This window comes from Achromobacter mucicolens, assembly GCF_902859725.1.
Lineage (GTDB): Bacteria > Pseudomonadota > Gammaproteobacteria > Burkholderiales > Burkholderiaceae_B > Achromobacter > Achromobacter mucicolens.
Map to the genome: position 1 here is coordinate 236,181 of NZ_CADIJP010000001.1, position 12,720 is coordinate 248,900.

The 12,720-nt window shown below is 68.3% G+C and carries 9 protein-coding genes; 3 read left to right on the plus strand and 6 right to left on the minus strand.

Annotation, left to right across the window (positions count from 1 at the left end; all coding sequences use genetic code 11):
* Positions 1 to 10: 10 nt before the first annotated feature.
* The 5 genes from acnD to HV786_RS01075 form a co-directional block, all read right to left on the minus strand.
* Positions 11 to 2,626, minus strand: coding sequence for a Fe/S-dependent 2-methylisocitrate dehydratase AcnD (gene acnD, locus HV786_RS01055; RefSeq protein ID WP_128829016.1), 2,616 nt, complete (start codon positions 2,624 to 2,626; stop codon positions 11 to 13).
* Entirely contained in the window at positions 2,626 to 3,360 is a 735-nt protein-coding gene (locus HV786_RS01060; RefSeq protein WP_128829015.1) for a GntR family transcriptional regulator, read from the minus strand. The genes acnD and HV786_RS01060 overlap by 1 nt, the downstream gene beginning before the upstream one ends.
* 185 nt (positions 3,361 to 3,545) lie before the next feature.
* Positions 3,546 to 4,517 (minus strand): Bug family tripartite tricarboxylate transporter substrate binding protein, encoded by a 972-nt coding sequence (locus HV786_RS01065; RefSeq protein WP_175209756.1) that lies wholly within the window; start codon positions 4,515 to 4,517, stop codon positions 3,546 to 3,548.
* Positions 4,518 to 4,620: 103 nt separating this feature from the next.
* Positions 4,621 to 5,445: an alpha/beta fold hydrolase gene (locus HV786_RS01070; RefSeq protein WP_175209758.1), complete on the minus strand. Its 825-nt coding sequence runs from the start codon at positions 5,443 to 5,445 to the stop codon at positions 4,621 to 4,623.
* Positions 5,442 to 6,044 (minus strand): amino acid synthesis family protein, encoded by a 603-nt coding sequence (locus HV786_RS01075; RefSeq protein WP_056325045.1) that lies wholly within the window; start codon positions 6,042 to 6,044, stop codon positions 5,442 to 5,444. The genes HV786_RS01070 and HV786_RS01075 overlap by 4 nt, the downstream gene beginning before the upstream one ends.
* Positions 6,045 to 6,166: 122 nt before the next feature.
* On the opposite strand from HV786_RS01075, the gene HV786_RS01080 reads away from it, so the two are divergent.
* Positions 6,167 to 7,075, plus strand: coding sequence for a LysR family transcriptional regulator (locus tag HV786_RS01080; protein ID WP_128827090.1), 909 nt, complete (start codon positions 6,167 to 6,169; stop codon positions 7,073 to 7,075).
* A 29-nt stretch (positions 7,076 to 7,104) separates the two neighbouring features.
* Here HV786_RS01080 and HV786_RS01085 read toward each other — a convergent pair whose 3' ends face one another.
* Positions 7,105 to 8,010, minus strand: a complete 906-nt coding sequence (locus tag HV786_RS01085; protein ID WP_128827091.1) for a LysR family transcriptional regulator — start codon at positions 8,008 to 8,010, stop codon at positions 7,105 to 7,107.
* Between the two features lie 112 nt (positions 8,011 to 8,122).
* Between HV786_RS01085 and HV786_RS01090 the strand changes: the two genes are divergently transcribed.
* Together HV786_RS01090 and HV786_RS01095 are read left to right on the plus strand one after the other, a co-directional pair.
* Entirely contained in the window at positions 8,123 to 11,662 is a 3,540-nt protein-coding gene (locus HV786_RS01090) for an indolepyruvate ferredoxin oxidoreductase family protein (protein ID WP_175209760.1), read from the plus strand.
* Positions 11,663 to 11,800: 138 nt separating this feature from the next.
* The gene (locus HV786_RS01095) at positions 11,801 to 12,703 is read left to right on the plus strand and encodes a LysR substrate-binding domain-containing protein (RefSeq protein WP_128829109.1); all 903 of its coding nucleotides are present in this window, start codon (positions 11,801 to 11,803) and stop codon (positions 12,701 to 12,703) included.
* The last annotated feature ends 17 nt before the right edge of the window (positions 12,704 to 12,720 follow it).

Here is a 12,720-nt window from a genome sequence, read left to right on the forward strand (position 1 = left end):
ACAGCGCGGGTCAGGCCAGCTTGCCGGCGTCCGACGCGGAAGCGGCTTCCAGGAAATCCTGGGCAAAGCGCTGCAGCACGCCGCCGGCTTCGTAGATGGACACTTCCTCGGCGGTGTCCAGCCGGCAGGTCACGGGCACCTGTTCGGTGCTGCCGTTGCGGCGGTGGATGACCAGCGTCAGGTCAGCGCGCGGCTTGCGCTCGCCAATGACGTCGTAGCTTTCGGTGCCGTCCAGCGCCAGCGTCTTGCGGTTCACGCCCGGCTTGAACTCCAGCGGCAGCACGCCCATGCCGATGAGGTTGGTGCGGTGGATGCGCTCGAAGCCTTCGGCCACGATGGCTTCCACGCCGGCCAGGCGCACGCCCTTGGCGGCCCAGTCGCGCGAAGAACCTTGGCCGTAGTCAGCGCCGGCCACGATGATGAGCGGCTGCTTGCGGTCCATGTAGGTCTCGATGGCTTCCCACATGCGCATGACCTTGCCTTCCGGCTCGACGCGCGCCAGCGAGCCTTGCTTCACGGTGCCGTCGGCGTTCTTCACCATTTCGTTGAAGAGCTTCGGGTTGGCGAAGGTGGCGCGCTGCGCGGTCAGGTGGTCGCCGCGGTGCGTGGCGTACGAGTTGAAGTCCTCTTCGGGCAGACCCATCTTGTGCAGATATTCGCCCGCGGCGCTGTCCATCAGGATGGCGTTGGACGGCGACAGGTGGTCGGTGGTGATGTTGTCGCCCAGCACAGCCAGCGGCAGCATGCCGCGCAGCGTGCGTTCGCCGGCCAGCGCGCCTTCCCAGTACGGCGGACGGCGGATGTACGTGCTTTGCGGGCGCCAGTCGTACAGCGGGCTGACGGCGGTCTGGCGGTCGTCCTTGATGCCGAACATTGGGGCGTAGACCTTGCGGAACTGCTCGGGCTTGACCGCCGACTTGACCATTGCGTCGATCTCCTCGTCGCTGGGCCAGATGTCCTTCAGACGGATCTCGCGGCCATCGGCGGTCACGCCCAGCACGTCGCGTTCGATGTCAAAACGAATGGTGCCGGCAATCGCATAGGCCACGACCAGCGGCGGCGAGGCCAGGAAGGCCTGCTTGGCGTACGGGTGGATGCGGCCATCGAAGTTGCGGTTGCCGGACAGGACAGCGGTGGCATAGAGGTCGCGGTCGATGATTTCCTGCTGGATCTTCGGGTCCAGCGCGCCGGACATGCCGTTGCACGTGGTACAGGCAAACGCCACGACGCCAAAGCCCAGTCGTTCCAGTTCGTGCGTGAGGCCGGCCTCTTCCAGATAAAGCTGCACGGCCTTGGAACCGGGCGCCAGCGAGCTCTTGACCCAGGGCTTGCGCACGAGGCCCGCGCGGTTGGCGTTGCGCGCCAGGAGGCCCGCGGCGATCACGTTGCGCGGGTTGCTGGTGTTGGTGCAGCTGGTGATGGCGGCGATGATGACGGCGCCGTCGGGCATCAGGCCGGGCTGGTTCTCGACCACGCCGGCAATGCCGCGTTCGGCCAGGTCGGACACCGGCAGGCGGCGATGCGGGTTGGACGGGCCGGCCAGCGTGCGCACGACGGTGGACAGGTCAAAGCGCAGCACGCGCTCGTACTGCGCGGTCTTCAGGCTGTCGGACCACAGGCCGGCGGTCTTGGCGTAGTTTTCCACCAGCGCAATCTGCTCGTCTTCGCGGCCGGTCAGGCGCAGGTAATCGATGGTCTGCTGGTCGATGGAGAACATCGCCGCGGTGGCGCCGTATTCAGGCGCCATGTTCGAGATGGTGGCGCGGTCGCCCAGCGTCAGGCTGGAGGCGCCTTCGCCGTAGAACTCCAGGTACGCGCCCACCACCTTTTCCTTGCGCAGGAATTCGGTCAGCGTCAGCACGATGTCGGTGGCGGTGATGCCGGGCTGCGCGCGGCCGGAGAGTTCGACGCCGACGATGTCGGGCAGGCGCATCCACGACGCGCGGCCCAGCATGACGTTTTCGGCTTCCAGGCCGCCCACGCCGATGGCGATGACGCCCAGTGCATCCACGTGCGGCGTGTGGCTGTCGGTGCCGACCAGCGTGTCGGGGAAGGCCACGCCGTCCTGCGTGTAGATGACGGGCGACATCCGCTCCAGATTGATCTGGTGCATGATGCCGTTGCCTGGCGGCACGACCTCGATGTTTTCGAAGGCCTGCTTGGTCCAGTCGATGAAATGGAAGCGGTCTTCGTTGCGGCGGTCTTCCACCGCGCGGTTCTTGGCAAAGGCGTCCGGGTCGTTGCCGTCGTATTCCACGGCCAGCGAGTGGTCGACGATCAGCTGCACCGGCACCACGGGATTGACCTTGGCCGGGTCGCCGCCCTTGTCGGCAATGGCGTCGCGCAGGCCCGCCAGGTCCACTAGCGCGGTCTGGCCCAGGATGTCATGACAGACCACGCGCGCCGGAAACCACGGAAAGTCCAGATCGCGGCGGCGTTCGATCAGCTGCTTGAGCGCGTCGGTCAGCAGCGCGGGATCGCAGCGGCGCACCAGGTTTTCGGCCAGGACGCGGGACGTGTAGGGCAGGCCGTCATATGCGCCGGGGGCAATGGCCTCCACGGCCGCGCGGGCGTCGAAGTAGTCCAGGCGGGTGCCGGGCAGGTTCTTGCGGTACGACTTGTTCATCATGCCTCCGTGCGCTGTTGGGTGCTTTGCGCGATCTGTTGTTCGATGTTGATGCGGGATGCGCGGATGTGCCGGCGCATCAGGAGTTCGGCCAGCTCGCCATCGCCGTCGGCGATGGCGTCCAGAATGCGGTGATGCTCGGCGTAGGCCTGCCGCGGGCGATTGGGCGTCGTCGAATACTGGATGCGGTACATGCGCGCCAATTGATAAAGCTCGTCGCACAGCATGCGAAACAGCATCTGGTTGCCGCTGCCCTTGACGATGCGGTAGTGGAAATCGTAATCCCCTTCCTGCTGGTAATAGCCCAGGCCGGCCTGGAAGGCTTCGTCGCGTTCGTGCGCTTCCAGCACGCCGCGCAGCTCGTCGATTTCCGACGGCGGCATGCGTTCGGCGGCCAGGCGGCAGGCGGTGCCTTCCAGCGATTCACGGATTTCGTAGAGTTCGATCAGTTCCTGGATCGACAGGGACACGACGCGCGCGCCTGCGTGCGGCACTCGCACCAGGAGCTTCTGGCCTTCCAGCCGGTGCAGGGCCTCGCGCAGCGGGCCGCGGCTGACGCCGTGGATGCGCGCCAGCTCGGGCTCGGAAATTTTGCTGCCCGGGGCGATCTCGCCCTTGACGATGGCGGACTGGATCTTGCGGAAGATGTGGTCCGACAGGGTTTCGCCGATGGGTTCGCCAACGGGGGCGCCATCGGTCGCCTGCGCGCCCGGCAAGGTGAGCACTTTGCTCATGGTGTTGACAATTCGTTCCGTTAAAGGGGGTATTTTCGGAATAAAGCGCGATTGGTGCGCTGAATTGTCAACAATTTACTCCCGGCAAGGGCGCGGGTGCAAGCGGCCCCCGGTCCCGGAGGCGGGCGCCGGACAGGGCGCAGGCCCGGTCGGTTCAGGGCCGCCTGCGCAGGCGGGCCATCACCTTAGAGGTCGACCCGCACCTTGCCCGCCTTCACCAATCCGGCCACGTCCCGGATCTCCGCCAGCAGCGCGTCCTGCAGTTGCGCCGGCGTGCCGCCGGTGGGCTCGAATCCCTGCTCGGCCAGCTTGGTGTGGACGGATTCGGTTTTCAGGGCGCGGTTGATGCCCTGGTTCAGCGCCGCGATGGTGGCTTCGGGCGTGCCCGCCGCGCAGTAGGTTCCGAACTGGATCTGCGCCGAAAACCCCGCAAAGCCGCTTTCGGCAACGGTGGGGATATCCGGATATTTCGGCAGGCGCTGTGGGCTTGTCACGGCCAGCACCCGCAGGCGGCCGCTCTTCAGATACGGTTCGACCGCGGCCACCGTGGCCACGACGACCTGGATCTGGCCGCCCAGCAGGTCGGTCATCATCGGGCCGGTGCCGCGATACGGGACGTGCAGCATCTCGATGCCGCAGGCGGCTTGCAGCAGTTCGGTGGCCAGGTGCTGGGGCGTGGCGTTGCCGGGCGTGCCAAAGGTCAGCCCCTTGGGCTCGCGCCGCGCCTGCGCGACCAGTTCGGCCAGCGTCTTGGCGGGCAGGTCGCTATTGACCGCCACCATGTAGGGCGAGCGCGCAATGGGGCAGACGGGGGCCAACTGCTTGAGCACGTCTTCGGGCGGGCGGGCGTAGTAGCGCACCGACGGCACCAGGCCGGCAAACAGCAGCATGCTGCCGTCTTTCGCGCCATTGGCCGTGTAGTCCGCGCCCAGCATGCCGCTGGCGCCGGGTTTGTTTTCCACGACCACGGGGCGATCCAGCGCGCCTTCCAGCGAGGCGGCGATGACGCGGCCCAGCACGTCGGTGCCGCCGCCCGGCGGGAACGGCACGATCACGCGCAGGGGCGCTTCGCGCGCGGCGGCCAGCCGAGGGGCGGCGGCGCCCAGCGGGGCCAGCGACAGTGCCGCCAGGGTCTTGATGAGGGTTCTGCGGTCCATGTGTCTTGTCTCCGTCCCCGCGTCGTGGCGGGGTTGTCGCGCATCGTCTCTGTCGGCGGACGATGTCAGGGTTCGGGGGAAATCAGAGTGGCGATTGCGTCGGCTAGGCCTTTGCGGCATGCGCCTGCGTCGAGGGCGACTGCGCGGGATGGGCCACTGCCGGATGCGCCGACACGAAGCTGCGAAGCGCGGCGGCCACCGTGCCCGGTTCCTCCACCGGCAGCATATGACGCTGGCCGGGGGCGACGCGGGCGCAGGCGCGGGGCAGGGCGCGCGCCAGGTCTCGCGTCATGCGCGGGTTGGAGCCGACGTCATGCTCGCCGGTCATGACCAGCACGGGGCAGGCAATGTCCGGCGCGGCCTGCGCCAGCAGCGGGTCGCCCAACGCGAACAGCGCGTACGCGGACAGAAAGCTCTGGCGGTCGTTGCCGAGCAGGCGCTGTTCAATCTGCGCGACGCGCGCGGGGTGCGCGGCTTGAAAGGCCGGCGTGAACCAACGCGTCAGCGACACCTTGGCGGCAGCTTCGGGGTCTTGCGTGGCCGCGGCATCCAGCCGGGCGCGCACGGCGACGGCTTCTTCGTCCGTGCGCCGGAACACCGTGTTCAGCAGCACCAGCCGGCTGACGCGTTCGGGGCGCGCCGCCGCGTAGGCGCCCGCGATCAGGCCGCCCATGGAATAGCCCAGCACGGTCGCGTGTTGCCAGCCCGCGCGGTCCAGTTCGGCATCCAGTTGCGCGATGAAGTCGTGGATGTCCGCCGGGCCGCGCAGCGCGCGCGCGGCGCCGTGGCCCAGCAGGTCATAACGCAGCACGTCGAAGTCCGGCTCAAGCAGGGGAGCCAGGTCGTCCCACAGCGTGTGGTCCAGGCCGACGCCGTGCAAGAGGACCAGCGGTTCGCCGCGGCCGGTGCGCCGCCGTTGCATGGTCATTTTGCGCGCGCCTCCTGTGCTTCCTGCTCCAGTTCCTTCATGTCTGAATAGCGGTTGCCGATGCGGTGATGCGGACGGCCCGAGGTGGCCGCGCCCAGCGCGATCACGATCTCGTCGGGCGCCGGCGCGTCGTTGATGGTGGTCTGCACCGTCAGGTAGTGCGAGCGCAGGCCTTCGTCCAGCTTGTGCATCAGCGGCACGGAGATCACGCAGCCCGGTCCGCCGCGCATGTTGGTGAAGCTGAGATAGCTGGTGCCGCCCACCGCGTTGCGGTAGAAGTTGCCGAACCGCAGCGTGTGGATCAGCGCGGACGCATGTTCGACTTCGCCCGCGGTGCCGACCACGGCGGCCTTGCCGTAGGCCTCGATGTTGTCCGCCGAACCGGCCTGGCGCAGGATCTCGCCGACCAGCAGTTCGCCCAGCGGCGGCGCGGCTTCGAGGATGCCGGGCCGCAGGTCTTCCTGAAACGGCAGGCCGGCCCACGGATTGCGGATCACGGCGGCGGCCACGATCATCACCAGCGGGCGCTCGGCCGCTCGGCCGCCTTCAATCAGGGTTTTCTCGACGTAACTGACTACCTTGCGCACTTGCAGCGACATGCACTTGCTCCGAAATCGTGGGGATGAATGACGAACCCATTGTTCGACGCTGCGTGCGATTTTGACAATCCAAATTAACGTGAGCTAATTTCAGAAAATCCGAATTCACGGCGGCTTTCCCCATGCCTACTTCCCTGAAGATCCAGCACCTGCGCCAGTTCCTGCTGGCCGCCGATCACGGCAGTTTTCGCGTCGCCGCGCAGGGCACGTTCCGGTCGCAGGCGGCGGTGTCGGCCGCCATGCAGGACCTGGAGCAACAACTGGGCGCGCCGCTCTTCGAACCCGGCAAGCGCGCCCAGCTGACCGCGTTGGGCCAGGCGGTGGCGCCGCTGTTTCGCGAGCTGCTGGCCACGCATGACCGGGTGCTGGATGCGGCGCGGCAGTTCGGCACGGGCAGTCAGGGGCCGGTGGCGATGGCCGTCATGCCGTCGCTGGCCGACGAATGGCTGCCGCGGCTGCTCGCCCGCTTTGCGCACACCCATCCTGACGTGCGGATCCGCGCGTTGGACGAAACCTCGCCCGAAGTGCACCGGCTGGTGCTGGCAGGCGAGGTTCAGGTGGGCGTGGCCGGGCAGGCCCCGCGCACGGACGAGGTGGCGTTCACGCCCGTGGCGCGCGACGCCTTCGGGCTGGTCTGCAAGAAGAGCCACCCGCTGGCCCGGCGGCGCGGCCCGGTGTCCTGGGCGGCGCTGGCCGATGAACGGCTGATCGGCAACGCCACCTTTGAAACGCTGAAGAACCGTCAATTGGGCAGCGGCATCGACGACCCGGCGATCGTGGTGTCCAACCGCGCCTCGCTATTAGCCAGCGTGGTGGGCGGCCTGGGTGTGACGGTGTTGCCGGTGCTGGCGCGGCCCGCGGCCGGCAGCGGGCTGGCGTTTGTGCCGCTGGCCGAACCCGTGGTCGAACGCATCGTCGGCGTGCTGACGCGCAAGGACGAGACGCTGCTGCCGTCGGTGGCCGCCATGCACGCGCTGGCGCTGCGGTCGCTGGCGCAGTTCACGCGGCGCAAGGGTGCGGTGCTGGTGTAGGGCCGGGCAGCCTGCGGCGCCGGCTGGCGTCATCCTCCGCACGCGTAGATCATGAACTGCCGGAAGGCCTCGGCCGGCTTGGCCATGGCTGCGCGCGGGTGCCACAGCAGGCCGGCCTCCATGGGCGGCACGGCATCGGTGATGGGCACGGCTTCGATCTTGCGCCCCTCCAGCGACCAGGGCCGGTAAACCATGTCCGACAGCATCGTGACGCCAAAGCCATGCGCGACCAGGCCGCGAAGCGCCTCCATCGACCGCGTGCGAAAGGCGATGTCGGGCTGCAGGCCGTGACCGCGCCAATAACCCAGCGTGGATCGCTCGCCTTCGTCCATTTCCAGCAGGATGTAGGGATAGCGCGCGATGTCGGCAAGCGCGGGCGCGGCCGCCTGCGTCAGCGGATGCCCGGCCGCGGTCCAGAGCTGGCGCCTTGAACGCACCAGTACGTGATGGCCGAAGCGCTCGCGCTTGTCCACGTTGGACAGCAGCGCCACGCCCAGCTCCACGTCGCCGCTTGCCACGGCCTGTTCGATCTCCGGGCGGTCCAGATCCACCAGGTCCAGCACGACGTCCGGATAGCGCCGCCGGAACCGCGCCAGCAGGTCGGGCAGAAAATACCCCAGCACCGTGTAGGACGCCGCGATCCGCACCGAACCGCGCAGCGCATACCGCTGGAACCCCGGTTCGCGCAGCGCGTCGTCCAGGGAATCGAGCACGTCGCGGGCGCGTTGGTGGAAGTTGTGGCCTTCGGGCGTCAACGTCACGCCGTGCGCATGGCGGTCGAACAGGCGCACGCCCAGTTGTGCCTCCAGCGCCAGCACGGCGTTGGTGACGGCCGATTGGGACACGTGCTCGTCGGCCGCCGCCATGGAAAACCGCCCTGTGCGGGCGGCCGCGGCGAAGTACCGGAGTTGGCGGAGCGTGACCTCATTAGCCATGTGTTTTTCACATACCAGCTAGTCGAATATATGAATATACGATAGGACTTCGCGTTCCTACACTGCGGAAAACACGTAAATGCCCGCACCGCAGATTGCAGGAGACAACCCCATGAACGCCCCTCTACCCCCTGGCGTGGCCGACACCCATGGCCTGTCGCTGGACGACAAATACGCGCAGCCCACCGGCCGCGTCTACCTGAGCGGCACGCAGGCGCTGGTGCGCCTGCCCCTGATGCAAAAGCAGCGCGACCAGGAGGCCGGCCTGAACACCGCCGGGTATGTGTCGGGCTACCGGGGATCGCCGCTGGGCGGCCTGGACCAGGCGCTCTGGAAGGCCAAGCGTCATTTGAAAGACAACGATGTGGTGTTCCAGCCCGGCCTGAACGAGGACCTGGCCGCGACCGCCGTCTGGGGATCGCAGCAGCTCAATCTGTTTCCCGGTGCGCAGCGCGATGGCGTCTTTGGCATGTGGTACGGCAAGGGGCCCGGGGTGGACCGGTCGGTGGATGTGCTCAAGCACGCCAACTCGGCCGGCACGTCCGCGCATGGCGGGGTGCTGATGCTGGCTGGCGACGACCACGCCGCCAAGTCCTCGTCGGTGGCGCATCAGTCCGAACACGTGCTGATCGCCAGCGGCATCCCGGTGCTGTACCCGTCCAACGTGCAGGAGTATCTGGATTACGGCCTGCATGGCTGGGCCATGAGCCGCCACACGGGCCTGTGGGTGGCGATGAAATGCGTGACGGACGTGGTGGAGTCCAGCGCCTCGGTGGACGTGGACCCGTCACGCGTGCGGATCGTGCTGCCCGAGGACAGCCTGCCGCCGGGCGGGCTGAACATCCGCTGGCCGGACTCGCCGCTGGCGCAGGAGGCGCGGCTGCTGGACTACAAGTGGTACGCGGCGCTGGCCTATGTGCGCGCCAACAAGCTGAACCGCGTGGTGCTGGACTCGCCCAACGCGCACTTCGGCATCATGACGGCCGGCAAGGCGTATCTGGACGTGCGCCAGGCGCTGAACGACCTGGGGCTGGACGATGCGGCCTGTGCGCAGGCGGGCATCCGCGTGCTGAAGGTGGGCTGCATCTGGCCGCTGGACGCGCAGGACGCGCGCGAATTCGCCACGGGTCTGAAAGAGATCCTGGTCGTCGAGGAAAAGCGCCAGATCCTGGAATACGCGCTCAAGGAAGAGCTGTACAACTGGCGCGACGACGTGCGGCCGCGTGTCTTTGGCAAGTTCGACGAGCGCGAGAATGGCGGCGGCGAATGGTCCACGCCGCGCGGCGGCTGGCTGCTGCCGGCGCGGTATGAGCTGTCGCCCGCGCTGATCGCTCGCGCCATTGCCGCCCGCCTCGAAAAAGCCAACCTGTCCGACGCGTTGCGCGCGCGCATTGCGGCGCGCCTGGCCGTCATCGATGCCAAGGAGCGCGAGGCCAGCCGCCCCACGCTGGTCGAAGAACGCAAGCCCTGGTTCTGTTCGGGCTGTCCGCACAACACCTCCACGCGCGTGCCGGAAGGATCGCGCGCGGTGGCGGGCATCGGCTGCCATTACATGGCGATGTGGATGGACCGCAATACCGACACCTTCAGCCAGATGGGCGGCGAGGGCGTGGCGTGGCTGGGCCAGAAGGACTTCACGTCCGAGCGCCATATCTTTGCCAATTTGGGCGACGGCACGTATTTTCATTCGGGCCTGCTCGCCATTCGCGCGGCCATCGCGGCGCGCGCGCGCATCACCTACAAGATCCTCTACAACGACGCCGTCGCCATGACGGGCGGGCAGCCGGTGGACGGCGTCCTGACCGTGCCGCAGATCGCGGCGCAGATGCTGGCCGAAGGCGTCGTCAAGACGGTGGTCGTGACGGACGAACCCGACAAGTACACGGGGGCGCAGACCTTGCCGGCAGGGGTGGAGGTCCACCACCGCAAGGCGCTGGACGACGTGCAGCGCGCGCTGCGCGACATTGACGGCGCCACGGTGCTGATCTACGACCAGACCTGCGCGACCGAGAAGCGCCGCCGCAGAAAGCGCGGCGAGTATCCCGATCCGCCCCGACGCGCCTTCATCAACGAAGCGGTGTGCGAAGGCTGCGGCGATTGCTCGGTGCAGTCGAACTGCCTGTCGGTGGAACCGCTGGATACGCCGCTGGGCACGAAGCGGCGCATCAACCAGTCGTCGTGCAACAAGGATTTTTCGTGCGTGGAGGGATTTTGTCCCAGCTTCGTGACGGCCGAAGGCGCCACGCCGCGCAAGCCCGGCAAGCAGGGCGGCGCGCCGTCGCTGGCTGAGGTCCCGCGGCCCGGCCAGGCTGTCATTGCACCGGGCGCGGCATATCGCGTGGTGGTGGCCGGCGTCGGCGGCACGGGCGTGGTGACGGTGGGCGCGCTGATCGGCGCGGCCGCGCACATCGAAGGCAAGGGCGTGACCGTGCTGGACATGGCCGGGCTGGCGCAAAAGGGCGGGGCGGTGCTCAGCCACGTGCAGCTGGCCAACCGGCCCGAGGACCTGCACGCCACGCGCGTCGCGCTGGGCGAGGCCGACCTCGTGATCGGCTGCGATGCCCTGGTGTCGGCGTCGCCCGAGGTGCTGTCGCGCCTGCGGCCCGACCATGGCCGCGCGGTGGTCAACAGCAGCGCCGCGCCGACGGCCGCGTTCCTGTCGCAGCCCACGTGGCGTTTTCCGGGGGCGCAGGCGCAGGCTGCGCTGACGCAAAGCACGGGAGGCAATTGCGACTTCCTGGAGGCCGGCCCGCTGGCCGAGGCCCTTCTGGGCGACAGCATCTACGCCAACCCGCTGCTGTTGGGATACGCGTGGCAAAAGGGCGGACTGCCGCTGTCGCTGGACAGCCTGCGCCGCGCGATCCAGATCAACGGCGTGTCGGTGGACAAGAATCTGGCCGCCTTCGAACTGGGCCGCCAGGCCGCGCATCGCGGCGTGGATGCGCTGCGCCCCACGGCGGCCGAGCGGGTGGTGGCCATGCCGGAATCGCTGGACGCGCTGGTCAAACGGCTGGCGGCGCACGTGCGTGATTACCAGGACGAGGCTTATGCGCAGCGCTATCTGACGGCGGTGGAGTCGGTGCGCGTGCGTGAAGCCGCGCTGGGAGAAAAGCGGCAGGACGTGACGCGCGCCGTGGCGCGCAACCTTGCCAAGCTCATGACGTACAAGGACGAATACGAGGTGGCGCGGCTGCATGCCGATCCGGCATTCAAGGACCGGCTGCGCGCGCAGTTCGAGGGCGAGCCGGGCCGCGACTACACGCTGCGTTACTACCTTGCGCCGCCCATCCTGGCGCGCCGCGATGCGCGCGGGCGGTTGCAGAAGCGTGCGTACGGCGCCTGGATGGAATCGGCATTCCGGCTGCTCGCGCCCTTGAAGCGCGTGCGCGGCACGTGGCTGGACGTGTTCGGCAGAACGGCCGAGCGCCGCATGGAGCGTCAGCTCGCGGCCGACTATCTGGCGTTGGCCGACGAATTTGCCCGCACGCTGGACGCCGGCAACCGCGACGTGGCGCTGGAACTGGCCAACGTGCCGGATGCGATCCGTGGGTATGGGCATGTGAAGGAAAAGAGCGTCGAGCAGGCCCGCGTCCGGCAGGCCGGCCTGTGGGAGCGGTATCGCGGCGGCGGCGCGGACCGGCTGGCGGCCTGAACGCGACGCAGGGCGGCCCGGCGGCGCGGATGGCCCTCAGATACGCGGCGGGGCCTCCCGTCCCATACCGCGAGGGGCGTGGTGTACGATCCCCCGGTCGATGCGGGGGCCGTCCCCGCCGCTCTCGTCCGATCCGCCATGGAAAGCATCCTACGCAAACTCGACCTGACCTCACTGCGCCTTTTTGTGGCGGTGTGCCAGGAGAACAGCATCGCGCGGGCGGCCGAGCGCGAATTCATCGCGCCGTCTGCCGTCAGCCGCCGCATTGCGGACATGGAAGCGCTGATCGGCCTGCCGCTCATCGCGCGCCATACGCGCGGCGTGTCGGTGACGCCCGCCGGACAGACCGTCCTGCGCCATGCGCGCCAGATCATCGGCGACGTCGAGGCGATGGGGGCGGAGCTGTCGCGCTTTTATGAAGGCGTGAAAGGGCACGTGCGCGTGGTGGCCAACCTGTCGGCCATCGTGCAGTTCCTGCCCGAGGACGTGGCGGCGTTTCAGCGCCTGTTTCCGGACGTGGATATCGACCTGGAAGAGCAGCACAGCCCCGACGTGCTGCGCCTGGTGCGAGAGCGCGCGGCGGACTTCGGCATCTGTAACCGGATCGCTGGCGCGGAAGGGCTGGAACAGCTGGATTACCGCCGCGACCGGCTGGCGGTGATGCTGCCGGCCGGGCACCCCAAGGCGGCGGCGCGGCAGCTCAGCCTGCAGGACATCGCCGACGAGACCTTTGTCGGCCTGCGCGAGAACAGCGCGTTGACGCAGCTGCTGGCGGCGCGGGCCGCCGAACAGGGCAAGACGCTATCGGTGAAGATCCGCGTGGCCAGTCTGGATGCGCTGTGCCGCATGACGCACGCGGGCCTGGGCATTGCCGTGATGCCGCAGCAGGTGGCCGAGCTTTACCTGCAGGCGTTGGACGTGGTGGTGCGTCCCCTGTCGGACGATTGGGCAAGGCGCCAGCTTTGCATCGTGTTTCCCAGCCAGGCGCAGCTGTCGGCCACCGCCGGGAAGCTGGTCCGGTTTCTGTCGCAGCAGGGCTGACGGGCCGCACCGTCGGA